At 68.8% G+C, this 20,704-nt stretch carries 19 protein-coding genes; 5 read left to right on the forward strand and 14 right to left on the reverse strand.

Going from position 1 to position 20,704, the window contains the following annotated elements; all coding sequences use genetic code 11:
* Positions 1–233: 233 nt before the first annotated feature.
* The 7 genes from AB0395_RS43975 to AB0395_RS44005 all read right to left on the reverse strand — a co-directional run bounded on the left by AB0395_RS43975 (position 234) and on the right by AB0395_RS44005 (position 8,452).
* Positions 234–1,118 (reverse strand): alpha/beta hydrolase, encoded by an 885-nt coding sequence (locus AB0395_RS43975; RefSeq protein ID WP_366292970.1) that lies wholly within the window; start codon positions 1,116–1,118, stop codon positions 234–236.
* Positions 1,119–1,275: 157 nt separating this feature from the next.
* Positions 1,276–2,670: an FAD-dependent oxidoreductase gene (locus tag AB0395_RS43980; protein ID WP_366293018.1), complete on the reverse strand. Its 1,395-nt coding sequence runs from the start codon at positions 2,668–2,670 to the stop codon at positions 1,276–1,278.
* Positions 2,671–2,842: 172 nt separating this feature from the next.
* A complete protein-coding gene (locus AB0395_RS43985) occupies positions 2,843–3,694 on the reverse strand; it encodes an ABC transporter permease (RefSeq protein WP_366292973.1) in 852 nt (283 codons plus the stop codon).
* Positions 3,691–4,542, reverse strand: coding sequence for an ABC transporter permease (locus AB0395_RS43990; RefSeq protein WP_366292976.1), 852 nt, complete (start codon positions 4,540–4,542; stop codon positions 3,691–3,693). Before AB0395_RS43990 ends, AB0395_RS43985 begins: the two co-directional genes overlap by 4 nt.
* Positions 4,543–4,555: 13 nt before the next feature.
* Positions 4,556–5,797, reverse strand: coding sequence for a spermidine/putrescine ABC transporter substrate-binding protein (locus tag AB0395_RS43995; protein ID WP_366292979.1), 1,242 nt, complete (start codon positions 5,795–5,797; stop codon positions 4,556–4,558).
* Between the two features lie 8 nt (positions 5,798–5,805).
* A complete protein-coding gene (locus AB0395_RS44000; RefSeq protein ID WP_366292982.1) occupies positions 5,806–6,969 on the reverse strand; it encodes an ABC transporter ATP-binding protein in 1,164 nt (387 codons plus the stop codon).
* Between the two features lie 25 nt (positions 6,970–6,994).
* Positions 6,995–8,452, reverse strand: a complete 1,458-nt coding sequence (locus AB0395_RS44005; protein ID WP_366292985.1) for an aminobutyraldehyde dehydrogenase — start codon at positions 8,450–8,452, stop codon at positions 6,995–6,997.
* Between the two features lie 194 nt (positions 8,453–8,646).
* On the opposite strand from AB0395_RS44005, the gene AB0395_RS44010 reads away from it, so the two are divergent.
* The gene (locus AB0395_RS44010; RefSeq protein ID WP_366292988.1) at positions 8,647–9,141 is read left to right on the forward strand and encodes an Lrp/AsnC family transcriptional regulator; all 495 of its coding nucleotides are present in this window, start codon (positions 8,647–8,649) and stop codon (positions 9,139–9,141) included.
* Between the two features lie 65 nt (positions 9,142–9,206).
* On the opposite strand, the gene speB is transcribed toward AB0395_RS44010, so the two are convergent.
* On the reverse strand, positions 9,207–10,202 hold the full coding sequence (gene speB / locus AB0395_RS44015; protein WP_366292991.1) for an agmatinase: 996 nt from the start codon (positions 10,200–10,202) through the stop codon (positions 9,207–9,209).
* 111 nt (positions 10,203–10,313) lie between these two features.
* On the opposite strand from speB, the gene AB0395_RS44020 reads away from it, so the two are divergent.
* Both AB0395_RS44020 and AB0395_RS44025 read left to right on the forward strand, forming a co-directional pair.
* Positions 10,314–11,813 carry a PucR family transcriptional regulator gene (locus AB0395_RS44020; protein WP_366292994.1) on the forward strand — a complete coding sequence of 500 codons (1,500 nt, stop codon included), beginning with the start codon at positions 10,314–10,316 and terminating at the stop codon, positions 11,811–11,813.
* Between the two features lie 192 nt (positions 11,814–12,005).
* Entirely contained in the window at positions 12,006–12,668 is a 663-nt protein-coding gene (locus AB0395_RS44025) for an ATP-binding cassette domain-containing protein (protein ID WP_366292996.1), read from the forward strand.
* A 290-nt stretch (positions 12,669–12,958) separates the two neighbouring features.
* Here AB0395_RS44025 and AB0395_RS44030 read toward each other — a convergent pair whose 3' ends face one another.
* Positions 12,959–14,065: an RNA-guided endonuclease TnpB family protein gene (locus tag AB0395_RS44030; protein ID WP_366292999.1), complete on the reverse strand. Its 1,107-nt coding sequence runs from the start codon at positions 14,063–14,065 to the stop codon at positions 12,959–12,961.
* 125 nt (positions 14,066–14,190) lie between these two features.
* Between AB0395_RS44030 and AB0395_RS44035 the strand changes: the two genes are divergently transcribed.
* Positions 14,191–14,853, forward strand: coding sequence for a hypothetical protein (locus AB0395_RS44035; protein WP_366293002.1), 663 nt, complete (start codon positions 14,191–14,193; stop codon positions 14,851–14,853).
* Between the two features lie 157 nt (positions 14,854–15,010).
* On the opposite strand, the gene rlmN is transcribed toward AB0395_RS44035, so the two are convergent.
* On the reverse strand, positions 15,011–16,135 hold the full coding sequence (gene rlmN / locus AB0395_RS44040) for a 23S rRNA (adenine(2503)-C(2))-methyltransferase RlmN (protein WP_366293004.1): 1,125 nt from the start codon (positions 16,133–16,135) through the stop codon (positions 15,011–15,013).
* A 73-nt stretch (positions 16,136–16,208) separates the two neighbouring features.
* Between rlmN and AB0395_RS44045 the strand changes: the two genes are divergently transcribed.
* Positions 16,209–17,303, forward strand: coding sequence for a suppressor of fused domain protein (locus AB0395_RS44045; RefSeq protein WP_366293007.1), 1,095 nt, complete (start codon positions 16,209–16,211; stop codon positions 17,301–17,303).
* Positions 17,304–17,354: 51 nt separating this feature from the next.
* Here the strand turns inward: AB0395_RS44045 and AB0395_RS44050 are convergent, their stop codons facing one another.
* From AB0395_RS44050 to tsf, 4 genes are all read right to left on the reverse strand, one after another.
* Positions 17,355–18,188, reverse strand: a complete 834-nt coding sequence (locus tag AB0395_RS44050; RefSeq protein ID WP_366293009.1) for a phosphatidate cytidylyltransferase — start codon at positions 18,186–18,188, stop codon at positions 17,355–17,357.
* Positions 18,189–18,257: 69 nt separating this feature from the next.
* Entirely contained in the window at positions 18,258–18,815 is a 558-nt protein-coding gene (gene frr / locus AB0395_RS44055; protein ID WP_366293012.1) for a ribosome recycling factor, read from the reverse strand.
* Positions 18,816–18,961: 146 nt separating this feature from the next.
* Positions 18,962–19,732, reverse strand: coding sequence for a UMP kinase (gene pyrH, locus AB0395_RS44060; RefSeq protein ID WP_366293015.1), 771 nt, complete (start codon positions 19,730–19,732; stop codon positions 18,962–18,964).
* Between the two features lie 50 nt (positions 19,733–19,782).
* Entirely contained in the window at positions 19,783–20,601 is an 819-nt protein-coding gene (gene tsf, locus AB0395_RS44065; RefSeq protein ID WP_366293020.1) for a translation elongation factor Ts, read from the reverse strand.
* Positions 20,602–20,704: the final 103 nt, after the last annotated feature.

Consider the following 20,704-nt stretch of genomic DNA (forward strand, 5'->3'; position numbering starts at 1 on the left):
CGCGCGCCACCGCGCCCGCCAGGCCGAAGGCCTGAACCACCCAGACCGCAACCAACGACGGCCGGCCGGACCACCCGCCCCCCGCAGCGCGAACCACCCACCCCGCAGCGCGAACAACCACCCGCCCCGCAGCGCGAACAACCACCAACCCCCCAGCGCGAACAACCGCCCAAACAGCGCGAACAGCCCCCCAAACAGCAGCACCCCAGGGCGACCGCCCCAGGAAACACGCCTCAGAGGTGCTCAGCGAGGAAGGCGGCGGTGGCCTCGATGGCGTGAGTGACGTGAGGTTCGGCGTCGTAGAGGTCAATGTGCAACCGGGTGTCCAGCCAGACGAGTCTCTTGGGCTCGCCCATCCGGCGATAGGCCTCCTCCGCCCCCTCCGGGGAACAGAAACGGTCGACCACGCCGTGCACGATCAGGCCCGGGGTGGGAGACAGGAAGTCGGCGCCGGTCATGTTGTCCACGGTGACCAGCTCACGGATGGAGGCCCTGGTGACCTCGTTGCGCCAGTGCGGGGAGGCGCTGCGTTCCGTGCCGTAGTAGGCGAACGGCTCGTCGCCCGGCATGGCCGCCTCCCCCTCCTCGGCCACGGCGGGCAGGTACTCCACCTGGCCCCCCCGGTCCTGGCGTTCCAGGACGTCAGTGAAGGAGGACAGCGCGTCCCGGTAGCCGCCCGCCATGCCGGCGCGCATGCCGTAGGGGTTGTTGTAGGCCCCCGCGATGCCCGCGAAGGCCCTGACCCGGGGGTCGAAGGCGGCGAACTTGAGCGCGTAGCCCGCGCCCAGACAGATCCCAACCGCGCCGATTCTTCCGCCGTCCACCTCTGGGCGCGAGCGCAGCAGCGAGACCGCGGCCCGCAGGTCGTGCAGCTTGCCCTGCGGGTCCTCGTGCCCGCGCGGCGTCCCGCCGGACTCACCCCAGTTGCGGTGGTCGAAGGCCAGCGTCACATAGCCCGCCTCGGCGAGCCTGGCCGCGTACAGGCCGGTGACCTGGTCCCGCGTCCCGGTGAACGGCCCGGTCAGCACCAGCGCCGGATGCGGCCCCGCCCCGGCGGGAACACGCAGGTCGCCGACGAGTGTGATCCCGTCGACGTCGAACTCAACCCTCTTGCTCATGCTCCCAGACTGTACGGCCCGCACACCACGAGCGGGTCACGCGAAGCCGTACGGCCACGGAAGCACGGGAGACCTTACAGGCCGCGAAGAAACAGACAAGGGAGGAGCCCCAAAGCCCCCGGTCCTCTGGGATACCGGTGAGGACCGGGGGCACCACCTACGAGTCGAACCCGAGGCCCATCCGGTCCAGGGTGCGCAGCCAGAGATTGCGGCGGCCCTGGTTGAGGTCGGCCTGGGCGATCGACCAGCGGGTCATCTGGATCCCGGCCGAGCGGACCGGCTCGGGCGGGAACGGGAGCGGCTTCTCCCTGACCATCCGCAGCCTGGTCCGCTCGGTCCGCTCACCGCTGAGCAGGTCAAGCATGACGTTCGCCCCGAAACGGGTCGCGCCTACCCCCATGCCGGTGTAGCCGACGGCGTAGGCGAGGCGCCCGCCGTGCGACTGGCCGTAGAAGGCGCTGAACCGGCTGCAGGTGTCGATGACTCCGCCCCACCTGTGGGTGAAGCGCAGCCCCGCCAGCTGCGGGAACGTCGTGAAGAAGTGTCCCGCCAGCTTGGCGAAGGTCTCGTCGCGCTGTTCGTACTCCGGCTTGATCTTTCCGCCGTTGTAGTAGACCGCGTCGTAGCCGCCCCAGAGGATGCGGTTGTCCTCCGTCAGACGGTAGTAGTGGAACTGGTTGGCCGAGTCGCCGACGCCCTGCCGGTTCTGCCAGCCGACGGAGGCGAGCTGTTCGGCCGAGAGCGGCTCGGTCATCAACGCGTAGTCGTAGACCGGCACCAGGAAGTGCTTCAGCCGTCGCAGCAGCGGCTGGAACACACCGGTGCCGAGGGCGACCTTGGCCGCCTTGACCGTGCCGTATGGGGTGAGCAGGTCCATGCTCGCCTGCGTGTCCTTCATGTGTCGGACCGGCGTGCGCTCGTAGACGCGCACGCCCAGGGAGAGACAGGCCTGCCTGAGCCCCCAGGCCAGCCGGGCGGGGTCGAGCATGGCACAGCCGTCGCGCTCCCAGTGGCCCCCGATGTAGGTGGGCGAGTTCACCTCCGCCCTGACCTGCTCCCGGTCGAGGACGTCGAAGCGGACGCCCAGCTCGTTGGCGACCTCGACGCTCTGGTGCATCTCCTCGAGCTGCCACGGCTCGGTGGCCACATGCAGCTCGCCGGTGCGCTCGTAGCCGCAGTCGATGCCGTACCTGTCGACGGTCTGGCCGAGCTCGTCGAGGTTGGCCAGCCCCAGGTGCTCGAGGAGGGCGATCTCCTCAGGCCAGCGTTCGAGGCCGTTGGCGATGCCGTGGGTGAGCGTCGCCATCGCGAAGCCGCCGTTGCGTCCCGACGCCGCCCAGCCGATCTTGCGTCCTTCGAGCAGGACCACGTCAAGCGACGGGTCTCGCTCCTTGGCCATCAGAGCTGTCCACAGCCCTGAGAAGCCGCCTCCGACCACCGCGAGGTCGGCGGTGGTGTCTCCGAGGAGCCGCGGCAGCGGCTCGGGTTTCGCCGGACTGTCGAGCCAGTACGGCTTGCGCTCCGCGTCAGCAAGAGCCTTCAGCGGATCCACAAATCTCACTTCCCTACGTGAGTCAAAGTGTTTTTGTATGTATCGCGGGACCGTGAAGATCACGCGCGGGTTCCCCCCGCCTGAATCCGATCTCGCCTCCCTGTTCTCTGCCGAGGATCTTGATACACCGAAGCCCCGCGTCACCCACCGGTGGCACGGGGCTTGGCGGCAGTTAGGTGCGGCGACGTGCGGTCACCGTGTTGACCACGGCGATCACGACGCCTACCGCGAATATAAGCGTTCCCAGGATGTTGACCTGCGGCGGGACCCCGATACGGGTGGCACCCCAGATCCACAGCGGGAACGTCTGGAGGGCACCGCTGGTGAACTGGGTGATCACGAAGTCGTCGATGGACAGTGCGAACGCCAGCAGCGCTCCGGAGACGACGCCGGGCAGGATCATCGGGAACGTCACCCGCCAGAAGGTGACCCAGGTGGACGCGCCCAGGTCCCGAGCGGCCTCCTCGATCGACGGGTCGAGCCCGACCACCCTGGCCCGCACGGTGATGGCCACGAACGACAGCGAGAACAGCACGTGCGCGACGACCACGGTCCAGAAGCCGGTGTCGACCCCGGCGCTGACGAACAGCGACAGCAGCGAGGCGCCCATGACGAGCTCGGGCGAGGCGATGGCGGCGAACAGCACCAGGTTGGTCGCCCCCTGCCCGCGGAACCGGTAGCGGCCCAGGGCCAGTCCCATGAGCGTGCCGACCACCGTGGTGATCAGCGTGGCGAGCAGGGCGATCCGCAGCGAGTTCAACACGGCGTCGACCAGCTCGGGGTAGTCGCCCAGCCTGGTCCACCACTTGACGGTGAAGCCCTGCCAGGTGACGTTCGACTTGCTCCTGGTGTCGTTGAAACCGAACACGATCATGACCGCGATCGGCAGGAACAGCCAGGCGATGATCAGCCAGACGTAGCCCCTGAGCAGCCGGTCGCCCAGCCGGGTCCGGGGACGCCCGGGCTCCGCGGTTGCGCCCGTCTCCCGCCCGGCCGCCGCGACCACGGTCTCCTGTGTGCTCATCGGGCCGCCGCCTCCAGCACGTTCTCGGTGCCGAGCGCCCTGGCGTAGGCGAAGATGCCGATCAGCATCACCGCCATCAGCGTGAATGACAGGGCCGCCGCGGTCGGGTAGTTGTTGTTGACCAGGTACTCGGTCTGGATGATGTTGCCGATCATCGTGTTCGCCGGGCCGCCGAGGATTCCGGCGTTGACGTAGTCCGCGGTCATGGGGACGAACGTCATCAGCACCCCGGCGAACACGCCGGGCAGCGACAGCGGCAGCACGACCTTGGTGAACGCCTCGCGTCTGGCCGCGTAGAGGTCCTGGGCGGCCTCGATCACCCGGGGGTCGACCCGCTCGAGCGCCACGTAGATCGGCAGGATCATGAACGGCAGGTAGTTGTAGACCAGGCCGCCGATCACCGCGACCGTGGTTTGCAGGATGTGGAAGTCATTGGGCAGCAGGCCCATCGACTTCAGCGGCGACAGCAGCATGCCGTCGTCGGCCAGCAGGAACTTCCACGAGACCGTGCGCAGCACGAACGAGACGAAGAACGGCAGCAGCACCAGCAGCAGGTAGGTGGACTTGCGCGCGCCGCCCCTGAAGGCGATCCAGTAGGCCATCGGATAGGCCATCGCGATGGAGACGACCGTGGCCACGAGCCCGTAGCCGACCGAGCGCAGGAACTGCGTCTGGTACTGCGCCAGGGCGTCGCCGTACACCGAGAAGTTGAACGTCTGGACGAAACCGTTCAGGATGTCGCCCTCCTGGGTGGAGACCGAGGCCATGAAGACCATCGGCACCACCAGGAAGATCAGCAGCCACAGGCCGCCGGGCAGGATGAGCAGGTAGGGGGCGAGGCGCTTCACCTGGGGCTCACCGTCAACCTTGCGTGATCGGCTGGAAGATGGACTGGAAGACCTTCTCCTGAGCCGGGGTGAGGGGAACGTAGGACCGCAGCCGGGCCATGTCCGCCTCGGAGGGGTAGATCATCGGGCTGTTGGCGAGCTGTTCCAGCGCCGTCTTCTCCTCCCCGGTCTTCTTGGCCGCGTCGGCGAGGACCAGGTCCTTGGTCGCGGGAACGGGTGTGATGTAGTTGATGGCCTCAACCAGCATGGTGGCGATCTTGGGCTGGTAGACGTAGTCCATCAGCGTCAGCGCGTCCACCGGGTTCTGCGCGGTCTTGGGGATGCACATGTTGTCGGTCCAGATCGTGCCGCCCTCCTGGGGGACCACGAACTTGAGGTCCTTGCCCTCGGCGACCTGCTGGAAGATGTCGCCCGACCAGGCCATGGTGATCCACACGTCGCCCCGGGCGAGCGCGTCGACGTAGTCGTTCTCGTAGTACTTGCGGATGAGCCCGTTGTCCCGCTGCGCCTTGAGCTTCTCCCCCGCCTTGCGCCAGTCGGCCTCGGTCGACGTGTCGGGGTCGATGCCCAGCGAGAACATCCCGAAGTTGGCGATCTCCTCGTTGTCGGACAACATGCCGACCTTGCCCTTGTACTTGGGGTTCCAGAGGTCCTCGACGCCTTTGACCTCGTCGACGTACTTCGGGTTGTAGGCGATGCCGGTCAGGCCGACCGTCCACGGGATCGTGTAGGTGTTGTTCGGATCCCAGGTCGGGTTCTTGACCTTCTGCGCGGCGTTGGCGGTGAAGTTGGGCAGCTTGGCGTGGTCCAGCGGGACCAGGTAGCCCAGCTGGATGGCCCGGCCGAGGTGGATGCCGTTGGTCAGCACCATCAGGTCGTAGCCGATGTCGTTGCCCGCGGCGAGCAACGGCTGGATCTTGCCGAAGAACGACGGGATCTCCTGGATCGCCTCCTGGTAGGAGACCTGGATCCCGGTGTCGGCGGTGAACATCTCCAGCGACGGGTATCTCTTGCCGTCCTTGTCGATGTACAGCGGCCAGTTGGCGAAGCGCAGGGTGCCGTTCTGCTTCTTACCCGCCCAGTAGCCGGCGGCCGCGTCCTTCGAGGGCGCCGCGGCCTTCTTGCCCTGGATGCCGCAGCCCGCCAGAGCGAGGCCCGCGGCCGAGAGCCCGGCCAGGCGGAGGGCGTCGCGGCGGGTGACCGAGCGGCTGCGCGTCATCCCTCTGAGGAAGGCGGGGGAGGTACGAGGGTGCATGGATGTACTCAACTTCCGATCACGTACGAGTGGCGGGGCTGCCACGACAGCCAGACGGCCTCGCCGCGCTCGGCCGTGCTCGTGCTGTCAAGCGCGTTCTGCTGGAAGACAGTGATCTCCGCCCCGTCGGCGAGGCGAACCGCGTAGCTGTTGTAGAGGCCCAGGTAGACGACCTCGGAGACGGTGCCGCGCACGGCGCTGACGTCGCCCCCCGGCTCCTCGGCGGAAATCGTGATCTTCTCGGGGCGTACGGTGACCGCGAGAGCGTCTCCGGCCTGGTGGGAGTCCCCCGTCACCAGGATCCGGCCCTCCTGCCCCGCCCGTAGTACGGCGCGGCCCGACTCGACCCGGTCGACGGTGCCGTTGAGCAGGTTGGAGGTGCCGATGAAACCGGCGACGAACGCGGTCGCCGGACGCTCGTAGATCTCGCGGGGTGAGGCGAGCTGCTCGACCAGGCCGTCGTTCATGACGGCGATGCGGTCGCTCATGGTGAGCGCCTCGCTCTGGTCGTGGGTGACGTAGACGAAGGTGATGCCGACCTCGCGCTGGATGCGCTTGAGCTCGATCTGCATGGCCTGGCGGAGCTTGAGGTCGAGGGCGCCGAGCGGCTCGTCGAGCAGGAGCGCGCGGGGCTTGTTGACCAGGGCGCGGGCTAGGGCGACCCGTTGCTGCTGGCCGCCGGACATCTCCCTCGGGCGGCGCTTCTCACGCCCGGTGAGATCCACGATCTCCAGCATCTCGCCGACGCGCCGCTTGATCTCGGCGTCCGCGACCTTCCTGCGCCGCAGGCCGAAGGCGACGTTCTCCCAGACGTTCATGTGCGGGAACAGCGCGTACGACTGGAAGACCATGTTCACGTCGCGCTTGTTGGGAGGGACGTTCGTGACGTCCTGGCCGCGCAGCCGTACCGCGCCGCGCGACGGGTCCTCGAACCCGGCGATCATGCGCATGGTGGTCGTCTTCCCACAGCCCGAGGGGCCGAGGAGCGAGAAGAACTCGCCCTCGGCGATGGTCAGCGTGACCCCTTTGACCGCCTGGACGACCTCACCGTGGGCGAGGTACTCCTTGACGACTCCGGTGAGTTCAATGGCGGGCACCTGGGGAGAGTCGGAGACAGCGACAGCGGCGACTGCCCCTGCCTCCTCTTCTGCGCCCGCCTGGATTTCGGTCATACCAGGCTTATCCCTCTGCTCGCGGCTATTCGCCGATGTAGTGCATGACGTGCTTTACGCGAAGGTAGTCGTGAAGGCCAAAAACCGACAGATCCTTACCGTATCCGGAGTGCTTGAAACCTCCGTGTGGCATCTCAGACACGAAGGGTATGTGAGTGTTGACCCACACGACACCAAAGTCGAGACGCTTCGAGACCCGCATCGCCGTGCCGTGGTCGGAGGTCCAGACCGAGCTGGACAGGCCGTACCTGACGCCGTTGGCCTTGGCGATCGCGTCGGCCTCGTCGGAGAAGGTCTGCACGGTGATGACCGGGCCGAAGACCTCGTTCTGCACCATCTCGTCGTCCTGCCTGAGGCCGTCCACGATGGTCGGGGCGAAGAAGTAGCCCCTGTCGCCGATCTGGTGGCCGCCGGTCAGCACCGTGGCGTGGTCCGGGACCCGCTCGAAGAAGCTCGCGACCCTGGCGAGCTGGGCGGCGTTGTTCAACGGGCCGTACAGGGCGTCCTCGTCGGACAGGTCGCCGGTCACGGTGCTCGCTGCCGCCTCGGTGAGCGCGGTGACGAACTCGTCGTGGACGTTCTCGTGGACCAGCACGCGGCAGGCCGCGGTGCAGTCCTGGCCCGCGTTGTACAGACCGGCGGTCGCGATGGCCTCCGCGGCGGCCTTGAGGTCCTTGACGTCGTCGAAGACCACGACGGGGGCCTTGCCTCCCAGCTCCAGGTGGACCCGCTTGAGGTCGTCGGCCGCCGACCTGGCGACGGCCATGCCCGCGCCGACGGAGCCGGTGATCGCGACCATCTGGGCGGTCGGGTGACCCACGACCAGGGCACCGGTCTCGCGGTCGCCGACGACGACGTTGAAGACGCCCTTCGGCAGGATCTCGCCGATGATCTCGGCGAGCTTGACCGTGGAGACCGGGGTGGTGTCGGAGGGCTTGAGCACCACGGTGTTGCCCGCGGCGAGCGCGGGGGCGATCTTCCAGATCGCCATCATCATCGGGTAGTTCCACGGCGTGACCTGGCCGACGACGCCGATCGGCTCGTGCCTGATGACGGAGGTGTGATCGGCGAGGAACTCGCCGGACGTCGGCCCCTCGAGCGTGCGCGCGGCGCCCGCGAAGAAGCGGAAGTGGTCGGCGGCGACCGGGGTCTCGTCCTCGGCCATGCGGGCCCGCGGCTTGCCGGTGTTGAGGCACTCGGCCTCGTTCAGCTCCTCCGCTCTGGCGTCGATCTCGTCGGCGACCTTGAGCAGGAGGTTGGCGCGCTCTCCCGGCGTGGTCTGGCTCCACGACTCGAAGGCCGCGGCGGCCGCGGCGTAGGCCGCATCGACGTCCTCGGGCCCGGAGACCGGCGCCTGGAGATAGGCCTCCCCGGTGCAGGGGTCGATGACATCGGAGAATCGGCCGCTCCTGGCGTCCACCAGCTCGCCGTTGACATAGTTGCGCAGGCGGGCGAGTTCATGGTTCTCAACCGGGGTGGTCAACGTTGACCTCCTAGTGCTCTGGAGCTGAGTTGTCGCGACTCTTACAGAGTAGAGACCGCAGGACAAGGGATTTCGTTGTTAAGATACCAAATTGCTACGAAATCGCTTGACAGAGACGTAAGAACTGACAACATGTCGCATCGGAGCCGCAACATGGCGGCGACAGCCACGCAACATGACGCCAGGGAGCGCGGATGGCGACGCCACCCAAGGTACGCCGCGAAAACGACACCAGGCCTGGTCCGGTCGTCCTCGACGAGATCTCCAAGAAGATCATCGAGCAGTTGCAGTCAGACGGGCGCAAGCCGTACGCCGCGATAGGCAAGGCCGTCGGCCTGTCCGAGGCCGCGGTGCGCCAGCGGGTCCAGCGCCTGATCGACGGCGGGGTCATGCAGATCGTCGCGGTCACCGACCCGCTGACCCTCGGTTTCTCCCGTCAGGCCCTGATCGGCATCAAGTGCGAGGGCGATCTTGAGGCGGTCGCGGAGAAGCTCTCGGCCATCGTGGAGCTCAACTACGTCGTGCTGACCGCCGGATCGCTGGACATCATGGTCGAGGCGGTCTGTGAGAGCGACCAGCATCTGCTGGAGATCCTGGGCAAGATCCGCGCCATCCCCACGGTCCGGGCGACCGAGACGTTCGTCTACCTCAGGCTCCACAAGCAGACCTACTCCTGGGGCACCCGCTGACCTTCCTGGGGCGGCGCCGTACGGCCCGCCGCCCCTGAGGGCGGCGAGGCTCACGTCCCCGGGACTCAGGGCGACGGCGAGGCGTCGGCCGGGACCGATCCCGCGTCATGGGCCCCTCGCAGGGCCAGCAGGCTGACCAGGTCGTAGGCGACGTGGGAGGCGGCGACCGAGGTGATCTCTGCGTGGTCGTAGGCGGGGGCCACCTCGACCACGTCGGCGCCGACCAGCTCGGTCCCGGCCAGGCCGCGCATGATCTCCAGCAGCTCGCGGCTGGTCAGCCCGCCCGCCTCGGGGGTGCCGGTGCCCGGGGCGTGCGCGGGGTCGAGCACGTCGATGTCGACCGAGACGTACAGCGGGCGGTCGCCGATCCGCTGCTTGAGCGCGGCCACGACCTCGTCGACCCCCTGGCGCATCACGTCCGCTGAGGTCACGACGCCGAAGCCCATGCGCCGGTCGTCCCGCAGGTCACGCCGGTCGTACAGCGGCCCGCGCGTGCCGACGTGGCTGAGCGCCTCGGTGTCGAGGAGCCCCTCCTCGACGGCCCGGCGGAACGGGGTGCCGTGGGTGTACTCGGCGCCGAAGTAGGTGTCCCAGGTGTCCAGGTGGGCGTCGAAGTGGAGCAACGCGACCGGACCGTGCCGCCGGGCGACCGCCCGCAGCAGCGGCAGCGCGATCGTGTGGTCGCCGCCGATCGTGAGCAGCCGGGCCCCCGTGTCCAGCAGTTCCCCCGCCGCGTGCTCGACGGTCTCGATCGCCTGCCCGATGTCGAACGGGTTGCACGCGATATCCCCTGCGTCGGCCACCTGGACCAGCTCGAACGGGGAGACGTCCAGCGCCGGATGGTACGGCCGCAGCAACCGGCTGGCCTCGCGCACCGCCGAGGGGCCGAACCGGGCGCCGGGCCGGTAGGAGACCCCGCTGTCGAACGGCACCCCGAGGACCGCGACATCGGCCCGCCCGACCTCGTCCAGCCTGGGCAGCCGCGCGAAGGTGGCCGGTCCCGCGAAACGCGGGACGAGAGAGGAGTCGACGGGCCCTAGGGGCCTTCGGAGCTCGGTCATGCGGACGGTCCCTTCGAGAATTGCCAGGTCAACGAGGAAGTTCATGACAGTTTGCGAGCTTTCCGCCACTCTAAGCAATTGGGTGAGTCACGAAGAGATACGGTGAGCCTTGTGGCTGACCACAAGCTCACCGTTGAGGAGCTGATCCGGTTCCCCGCCCTCCAGTTGCGCCTCCTGGCGGGTGAGGGCGGGCTCGGCCGGTCGGTTTCCTGGGCGCACGTCAGCGAGCTTGACGATCCGACCCCCTGGCTGCTCGGCGCCGAGGTCATCATGACGACCGGCATCGCGATCCCCCGCTCCGCCGCACGGCAGCGCGCCTACCTGGAGCGGCTCGACGACGCGGGGGTCTCCGCACTCGCCCTGTCGGCCCAGCTCCACGTGCCGCCGCTGCACGAATCGTTCTTCGCCGCCGCCGAGAAACGCGGCATGCCCGTGCTCGAGGTGCCGCTGGCGGTGCCGTTCATCGCGATCGCCCAGGAGGTCGCGGCGGCCGTGCAGGAGGACGCCCGCCAGCGGCTCGGCGCGCAGCTTCAGGTCTTCGGCGCGCTGCGCTGGCTGGCCTCGGAGGATCTGGACACCCCCACGTTGTTCCACCGGCTCGAACGGCTGTCGGGCTACCAGGTGTACCTGTGCACGCCGCAGGGACGCCCGCTGCTGCCGGGGGTGCCCGTGCCCGATCCCGGGACGCTGCCCACCTCCGCGGACGCGCCTCCCACGATCCCCGGCGGCTTCGTGCTGCCGGTGCCCGCCCCTGGCGGTCCCGCGGGCTTCCTGGTCGCCCTTGAACGGGAGGGCGCCCGCCCAGCCGGTCTGGCCGTCGCCCAGCACATCGCAACCGTGGCCGCGTTCCAGGTCGCGATGGTCCGTCACGAGCGCGAGACGCTCCGCCGTGAGGGCGCCGAGATCCTGGCCGAGCTGCTGCAGGACGTGCTGGATCCGGCCACGGCCAGACGGCGGCTGATCCGGCTCGGGCTGCAGGCCGAGGATCTCGTGCTGCTGACGGTCCGGCGGGTCCCGGACGAGGCGCTGCTGCGCGTCCTGGACGACCACCCCTGCCTCGTACTGCGCCGCGGCGAGGACCGCCACGTGCTCGGCTCCCGGGAACTGGGCACGGTGATCGCCAGAGCGGCGGATGACGACTCAGGGGGCGCCGGAACGGCGGGGCCCGGTCTGACAGGGGTCGTGGCGGGGATGAGCAGACCGTTTCCCGCGGGGGCCTCGCTACGGGTGGCCCAGCGGGAGGCCGCCTGGGCCGCCACCCGGGCGGCGGAGTCCGGGCAGCCGCTGGTCCGCTACGGCGAGGACGCCATGGGAAGGTGGCTGCCCGAGGACCCGTCGGTGCTGTCCGCCCTGGTGGAGCACGTGCTGGGCGAGGTGATCCGCTACGACGCCGAGCACGACTCCCGCCTGCTGGCCTCGGTCCGCACCTGGATGGAACGCGACCGACGCACCGAGGACGCCGCGGCCGCGCTGCACATCCACCCCAACACGCTGGCCTACCGGATCCGCAGGTTCTCCGCCCTGACCGGCCGGGACCTGACCTCAACCGGCGCGTTCGCCGAGGTCTGGTTGGCAGTCCGGGCCGCCGGGCAGCTCGGCCTCACCGAGTGAGCACCGCGGGTGCGGCCGTCCCGGTGAACACGTCCGGGTGATCGCCGCGAATCGCGGGTTTCTCTTAACCTTATTTCCTGATCGCTACCGTTTCCACCGGCGACAAAGGGATGAAAATGGGTGATCACGATAGTGTTACCAGCCATGCGGCTCTCCAAGGTGTCCTTTCGGTACTCCCGCCGCGGTCCATGGGTGCTGCGAGACATCGACCTCGCGCTGCGGCCCGGATCCGTCATCGAGGTCACCGGCAAGAACGGCGCGGGCAAGTCCACGCTCCTGCGCCTGCTGGCGGGCATCGTCCCCCCGTCGCGGGGTTCGATCTCCGAGCGCCCCCGAGTCGTCGGCTACGCCCCCGACGTCTTCCCCGTCGGCCAGGCGTTCACCGTCACCGCCTACCTGACCCACATGGCCAGGGTCCGGGGTGTCTCCCCCGGCGCCATGGGGCCGCTGGCGGAGCGCCTTGAGGCGACCCACCTGCTGGAACAGCCGCTTGGCGACCTGTCGAAGGGCAGCGCCCAGAAGATCGGGCTGATCCAGTCACTGCTCGCCCCGCCGGGCCTGCTGATCCTGGACGAGCCCTTCGCCGGGCTGGACGCGCACACCCGCGGCGAACTGCCCGTCATCATCGGCGAGATCGCCGCCAACGGCGGCACGGTCGTGGTGAGCGACCACCAGAACCAGCTGGAGAACTTCCCCGGCGCCGACCACTGGCTGGTCGCGGGCGGCACCGTGACCACCGAGGCGGGGGAACGCCCGAAGCAGGTCGTCATCGAGGTGCTCGTCGACACGGCGGACGCCGACGAGGTCGAGCAGAAACTCCGCGCGGACGGCTACACGACCAGGCGGACCGCATGACCGCGGAGCATCCGCGGCGCCGGGCGGCGGAGGACAGGGCCATGGAGCACCCACGGCGCCGGGCGGCGGAGCACAAGGCCGTCGTGCTCCTGCCGCGCGACCGGAGGCGCGGCACGACGGCGAGACACCCGTCACCGCACGCGCGACACATGAACTGGAGAGGTGATTGACATCCTCCCCCTCGTGAACGAGGGGGAGTCCCACGGTCGCCCGTGAGGGTTCCTGGTTCACCACCGGTCGCCCGCCCGAGAGGACTCTCGCTGAGGACTTACACCAGCTCCGCAGGCGTTTCACCTGTCCGCCAGCCCGGCGGCCAGGATGTTCTTCGCGGCGTTCACGTCCCGGTCATGGGCCGCACCGCAGGCGCACACCCACTCCCGGACGTTCAACGGCATCTTCTCTTGCAGCGCCCCGCAGGCCGAGCACAGCCTGGAGGAGGGAAACCAGCGGTCCACCACCAGCAGCTCACGCCCGTACCAGGCCGTCTTGTACTCCAGCATGCGGCGCAACTCCCGCCAGGACGCATCCGAGATGGCGCGGGCCAGCCTGTGGTTCTTGACCATGTTGCGGACGGCCAGGTTCTCCACGGCGATCACTTGGTTCTCGTGAACGAGCCGTGTGGTGAGCTGGTGCAGGTGGTCTCGGCGGCGGTCGGCGATCCGGGCGTGCACCTTCGCGACCTTGAGGCGGGCCTTGGCCCGGTTGGCCGACCCCTTGACCTTGCGGGCCAGCGCCCGCTGGGCCCTGGCCAGTTTGCGCCGGTCGGCCCGCTCGTGCCCGGGGTTGACGGCCTTCTCACCGGTGGACAGCGTCACCAAAGCGGTGATCCCGGCGTCCACCCCCACCGACGACCCGATGGGCGGCAGCGGGGGGATCTTCTCCTCGACCAGGAGGGAGACGAACCAGCGGCCCGCCGCGTCCCGGGAGACGGTGACCGTGGACGGCTCCGCACCCTGCGGCAGCGGACGCGACCACACGATGTCCAGCGGCTCGTCCATCTTCGCCAGCGTCAACCGGCCCTCCCGCCACCGGAACGCCGAGCGGGTGTACTCGGCCGACGCCCGCGCCTTTTTCCTGCTCTTGAACACCGGATACTTGGCGCGTTTGGCGAAGAAGTTCGCGAACGCCGCCTGCAGGTGCCGCAGCGCCTGCTGCAGCGGGACCGACGACACCTCCGACAGGAAGCCGTGGTCGCCGCCGCGCTTCCAGGCCGTCAGCGCGGCCGACGACTCCAGGTAGGAGACGCGACGGCCTTCCAATCGGTAGGCACGGGTGCGTTCCTCCAGGGCCTTGTTGTAGACCAGGCGCACACACCCGAACGTCCGTGCGAGCTCGAAGGCCTGCCCAGAGGTCGGGTGGAAGCGGTACTTGTAGGCCCGCTTCACAGTCTGCGCCACACCCCACATGCTATCGAACGATCAGCAAAATGTCGTACAGGTGTTCGATTTTTTTGGTTCTGTGGCGATGTGCCGTGTTTCCTCCCCCGCTTGAAGGCGGGGGTCTCTACACTCAAGGAAATCTGATGATCCCCCTCGTCCGCTTCAAGCTGGCCTCGTACACACGGTCGCACCGCCTGCTCCAGCCGGTGATCGCCCTGTTCGCGATGCTGGCCATCTTCTACTCGTCGCCGGGCCCGGCCCTGGAGTCCTACAGCGACTCGGCCGCGCTGCTCATCGTCGTCTTCGCCTGGGCCGCCAGGGGCCTGCTCGACACCGAACCGCCGACGCAGCGCCTGATCTCGATGACGGCGGCGGGCCGTCCCAGCCGGGAGGTCGGAGCGGGGCTGCTCGCCGCGCTCGTCGTCAACCTCGGCATCGCGGCGGTCGCGATCGTGGCGCCCCTGATCATCCGTTTCAGCGTCCTGCCCTCCCCGGGCGATCTGGCGCGCGGCGCCGGGCTGCACCTGCTCGGGCTGGCTGTCGGCACCGCGCTGGGCGCGCTCGCCAGCACCCCGCTCCTGCCCTCTCCCGCCACCTCACTGATCGTCCTGTTCGGCGGTTACATGGCCATGCTGCTGCTCAGCCTCACCCCGATCGGGGGTTTCCTGGTGCCGGTGATGCCGTGGATGCGTGCGGCCAACTCGGGCACCCTCGACGAGGCCCTGCCACAGATCGCCGTGGCGACGCTCTTCTGGGTCGCGGTGGGCACGACCGCCTATCTGCGGCTGCGCCGCAACCGCCCCTGACGGACGCCCGCGCCGGGAGAGCGACCCGGCGCGTCCTCGGTGGGCGTGACGGCGGGTGCCCCTGCGGGCCCGTGAAACGCCCGTCGCGGGACCGGACCCTGGGCGGCGGGGGGCAGCTGGGGGGCGCAGCCGTACGGCGGGAGCCCCGCGGGCGGGACTACTCGGCGGCGGCGAGCTGACCGCAGGCACCGTCGATCTCACGGCCCCGGGTGTCGCGGACGGTCACCGGGACGCCGTGGAACTCCAGGCGGCGGACGAAGGCCCGCTCGTCCTCGGGGCGGGAGGCGGTCCACTTGGAACCGGGAGTGGGGTTGAGGGGGATCAGGTTGACGTGCACCAGCTTGTTCCTGATGAGCTTGCCGAGCAGGTCGGCCCGCCACTCCTGGTCGTTGATGTCCTTGATCAGGGCGTACTCGATGGAGACCCGGCGCTTGGTCCTGGCCGCGTAGTTCCAGGCCGCGTCGAGGACCTCGGCGACCTTCCACCGGGTGTTGATCGGCACCAGGGTGTCGCGGAGCTCGTCGTCGGGCGCGTGCAGCGACAGCGCCAGCGTCACCGGCAGGCCCTCGTCGGCGAGCTTGCCGATCGCCGGGACCAGGCCGACGGTCGAGACCGTGACGCCACGGGCCGAGATGCCCAGCCCCTCGGGAGCGGGCTCGACCAGCCGGCGCACGGCGCCGATCACGGCCTTGTAGTTGGCCAGTGGCTCGCCCATGCCCATGAAGACGACGTTGCTGACCCGTCCGGGACCACCGGGGACCTGGTTCGCGGCCAGGGCCCGCGCCCCCGCGACGACCTGCTCGACGATCTCGGCGGTGGTCATGTTACGGGTCAGGCCCGCCTGACCCGTGGCGCAGAACGGGCAGTTCATGCCGCAGCCCGCCTGCGAGGAGACGCACATGGTCGTCCGGTCGGTGTAGCGCATCAGGACGGACTCGACCAGCGCGCCGTCGAACAACCGCCACAGCGTCTTACGGGTTGTGCCCGCGTCGGTCGTCATCTCCCTGACCGGGGTCAGCAGCGTGGGGAACAGCGCGGTGGCGAACTTCTCCCTGGCCGCGGCCGGCAGATCCGTCATGAGCGCGGGATCGCCGTTGAGCTTTTCGAAGTAGTGCCGGGAGAGCTGGTCGGCACGGAACGGCTTCTCGCCCAGCTCGGCGACCGCTGCCCTGCGCTCGGCCATGGTCAGGTCGGCCAGGTGGCGCGCTGGCTTCGCCCTGCGGGGCGCCACGAAGGTGAGCTGGCCGGGTGCGGGGGTCCCGCTCTGGCTGGCAGTCGACACGTGCAAAGCCTTCTCTCGACGGTTACGCGAATACTTCGAAGCGGTGCTCGCCCCTGATCTAGAGTCCGGAGGTATGGCGACAATCCGCTCCACGGGCGAGCGGGGAGACGGCGTCGAGATCGTGTTCACCGACGTCAATCCCTACGGGAGCCGCACCCTGGTGGTCGAACGCGACGAGACCTCCTCGGTAGCTTACCTGTGCGGGCCTCAGGGCACGGTGCACGGAGCGGTCTGGCTGGCCAACCACGGCCCCGCTCCGGAGGCGATCGACCTGGCCCGCCTCGATTCCGAGCTGCCCCCTGTGGCCCCCAGGGCCAACACCCGGCATCCCAATGGCAGACCGCCGCTGGGCGGACTACGGGCGTTGTGGTTCGAGGAGGGCGACGGCGTCGCCCTGTACGAGAACGACGAGCTGCTCGCGGTCATTCCTGGCTGGGCCGACATGAGCCGCGGCATGCCGGGCTACTCCCTCGACGCCGTGGGCGAGTCCCCGTTCGCCTGGTCGCTCGAGGAGGCCTTGGAGGGCCTGACCCCCAGGCTGGCCAAGGCGCGCGCCTACTGGGACTGGCGCGGCGGTGACGGCTCGTGGGCGACGTTCCAGCAGTTCGTGATGGGACATCTGGACAGGACCGCCGGTACGGCGGGCAGGTTCTGGGACGCGGGCGGGGATCGAATGCCCACGGTCGGCATCACGGAAAGGCCGCCAGAGGGGGGACGTGAGTACACGATCCTGTCCACGGTCGGGATGAGCTGCCAGCCGATGCCGACCGTCGAGCAGTACATCGAACGGCCCGAGGCCCACGCCAGGGTCGAGCTCGCCGTCGCCACCCCGGGCGACGCGCGCGACGCGGCCAGGCTCTTCCTGTGGCTGGCCCAGTATCCCTGGCACTCGGTCACCTGGCTTGGACACGGGCACACCGCGAAGTGGTATCACCGGCCCGAGACGTTCCCGCTCGGCTCCGCCTACAGCGGCGTCATCATGTTGACCGGCCTGCCTGGTCTGCCCGACCTGTCGGGCTTCGTCTTCGGCGGGGAGAGCGTGGAGTGGCTGTGGCTGGTCCCGATCACCGCGGAGGAACTGCGCCTGGTCGCCGAGGCGGGCTACCGAGCGCTGCTCCCCCGCCTTTCCGCCGCCAGGATCACCGGAACGGTCACCGGGGCGGGATGAGGCGGCCTCGCCCAGGATCTGCCCGGTACGAGATCCAGGCGGTCACGGGAGTCAAACGAGCAGGGTGAGCAGGGCCCAGATCGGGATCAGCGCGGCGAGGAGGGAGTCGAGGCGGTCCATGAGGCCGCCGTGGCCGGGCAGCACGCTGCCCATGTCCTTGACCCCGAGATCCCGCTTGATCACCGACTCGACGAGGTCGCCGAGCGTGCCGAAGACCACCGCGACCGCGCCGATCAGCACGCCCTTCCAGACGGCGTCCTCCAGCAGCCACACCATCAGCCAGCCGCCGACGGCCATGCACGCCAGTGCGGAGCCTGCGAAGCCCTCCCAGGTCTTCTTCGGGCTGATCAGCGGTGACATCTTGTGCTTGCCGAAGGAGATCCCCGCGAAATATCCGCCGATGTCGCTCGCGGCCGTGGTGGCGATGAAGACGACGACCCGGTCCGCGCCCTGGTCGGGACTGGCGAGCAGGAGTGCCACGAAACCGGCGAGCAGCGAGGGATAGACGGTGACGAGGATGGTCGCGGAGATGTCGCGGACGTAGCCCTCGGTCCCCTGGAACATCCGCCAGACCATCAGCACGAGCACGGTCATCGCGAAGATCCCGACCAGCCAGGCCGGCCCGTTCCGGCCGCCCCAGTAGGCACCGCAGATCATGGCGGTCATCCCGACCAGAAGCGGGATCGTCGGAACGGTGATGTCCCTGTCCGCGAACGACTTGACGAGCTCTGTCACGCCGATGCCGACCGCCGCGATCAGCACGGCCAGGAAGAGCCATTCGACAAGGTAGAGGGAGGCGATGATGACGACTCCCAGACCGGCGCCCACCGCGATCGCGACGGGAAGGTTCCGTCCGGTACGGCTACCGCCCGCCGCAGGTTCCACGCAGTCCCACTCTCATACGCGAAATCCTTGCCCCGCGCGGGAGGGCCCGGGCGGGACAAGGATCACGGCTCAGACTTCGAGCAGCTCGGCTTCCTTGTGCTTGAGCAACTCATCGATCTTGGCAACGTGTCTCTGGGTGAGGTCGTCGAGCTCCTTCTCCGCGCGACGCACCTCGTCCTCGCCCGCCTCGCCGTCCTTGACCATCTTGTCGAGGGCCTCCTTGGCGTGACGGCGGATGTTGCGGATGGAGACCTTGGACTGCTCGGCCTTGCCCCGGGCGACCTTGATGTACTCCTTGCGGCGTTCCTCCGACAGCTCGGGGAAGGCCACGCGGATCACCTGACCGTCGTTACCCGGGTTGACACCGAGGTCGGAGTTGCGGATCGCCTTCTCGATCGCGGCCATCGAGCTCTTGTCGAAGGGCTGGATGACGACCATGCGAGCCTCGGGGACGTGGAACGAGGCCAGCTGCTGAATGGGCGTGAGAGCCCCGTAGTACTCAGCGCTGATCTTGTTGAACATCGACGGGGTGACGCGGCCCGTGCGGATGCCGGCGAAGTCGTCCTTCGCCACGGACACGGCCTTCTCCATCTTTTCTTCGGCTTCGAAGAGAGTTTCGTCAATCACAGCGGCTCCCTGCCTTCTCGGTCACTCACCATTCCACACCCGCCTCGCGGAACGCCGTCCCGCCGGAGGACCCCTCCGGACAGTCCGTGCCGCCTCCCGCTCCGCTCACCGCGGTCAGGCTCGCTCCCCGACTTCTGGGTAAGTCCTTATTTCCCTGCCGGACTCACCAGCGTGCCGATCTTCTCACCGCGCACCGCCCGCAGGATGTTGCCCTCGCCCATGAGGTCGAAGACCACGATGGGCAGGCCGTTGTCCATGCACAGGCTGATGGCGGTGGCGTCCATGACACCGAGACCGCGGGTCAGCACCTCACCATATTCGAGATGGTCGAACCGGACGGCGTCGGGGTTCTTCCGAGGGTCGGCGTCGTAGACGCCGTCCACCTGGGTGCCCTTGAGCAGCGCCTCGGCACCGACCTCAAGCGCGCGCTGGGCGGCGCAGGTGTCGGTGGAGAAGAACGGCGAGCCGAGCCCGGCCCCGAAGATGACCACGCGCCCCTTCTCCAGGTGGCGGATGGCGCGGCGGGGCAGGAACGGCTCGGCGACCTGCTGCATGGTGATCGCCGTCTGGACGCGGGTGTCGATGCCGCGCTTCTCCAGGAAGTCCTGGAGGGCGAGGCAGTTGATGACCGTGCCGAGCATGCCCATGTAGTCGGCTCTGGCGCGGTCCATGCCGCGTTCGGACATGGCCGCGCCACGGAACATGTTGCCACCGCCGACCACGACCGCGACCTGGACACCCTCGCGGACCGCCTCGGCGATCGAGTCGGCCAGCTGGCCGACGACGCTGGGGGCGATGCCCAGCGATTCACCGCCGGCGAAGGCCTCGCCGGACAGCTTCAACATGACGCGCTTCCAGCGAAGCGGGCCCGCGTACGACGAAACCGCCGACGTAGCGAGTCCTGAGTTCTCCTGCACGGCGGCGGCCTCCTCGTTTTAGCGCACTGATGAGAGAAGCTGGGTCAAGCCTAAGCCTGGCCTACCTTGAAGCGGACGAAGGCCTGGATCTGAACGCCGTTCTCGCCGGCGAACTTGGCGATGGACTTCTTGTTGTCCTTGACGAACGCCTGCTCGAGCAGGGTGAAGTCCTTGTACCAGCCGTTGATGCGACCGTCGACGATCTTGCCGATGGCAGCCTCGGGCTTGCCCTCCTCGCGGGTCATCTCCTCGAAGAGCGCGCGCTCCTTCTCGATGATGTCCGCGGGGACCGCGGCGGCGTCGAGGTACTTCGGTGCCATCGCGGCGGCGTGCTGCGCGACGTCCTTGGCGACCTCGGCGTTCGCGCTGTCGAGCTGCACCAGCACGCCGACGGCCGGCGGAAGCTGCGGGTCGGTCTTGTGCATGTAGGCGCCGATGAAGCCGCCCTCAAGCACCGCGAACCGGCGGATCTCGATCTTCTCGCCGAGCGCGGCGTTGGCCTCGTCCAGGTGCTCCTTGACGGTCTTGCCGTCGAGCTCGGACTCGAGCAGGGAGGGCACGTCGGCCGGCTTGACGGCCAGGATGTGCGCGACGACCTGGCCCGCGAGCTCCTGGAAACGCTCGCCCTTGGCGACGAAGTCGGTCTCGCAGTTGAGCTCGAGCAGCGCGGCGGCGGAGTCGCCGTCCTGCTTGAGAGCGACCAGGCCGTTGGAGGCGGTACGGGCCTCACGCTTGCCGACGTCCTTGGCGCCCTTGAGACGCAGGAGCTCGACGGCGCGCTCGAAGTCGCCCTCGGACTCCTCGAGCGCCTTCTTACAGTCCATCATGCCGGCGGCGGTCAGCTCACGAAGCCGCTTGACGTCGGCCATGTTCACGGCTGACGATGTCCGCCAGCTCGCGGGCGTCGGGGACGTCCGCCTTGTTGAGCACCGCGAGACGCGGCCGGTCCTCAAGCTTGCCATACGCCCTGAG

Origin of the sequence: Streptosporangium sp. NPDC051023, assembly GCF_040689595.1 — a bacterium.
GTDB lineage: Bacteria > Actinomycetota > Actinomycetes > Streptosporangiales > Streptosporangiaceae > Streptosporangium.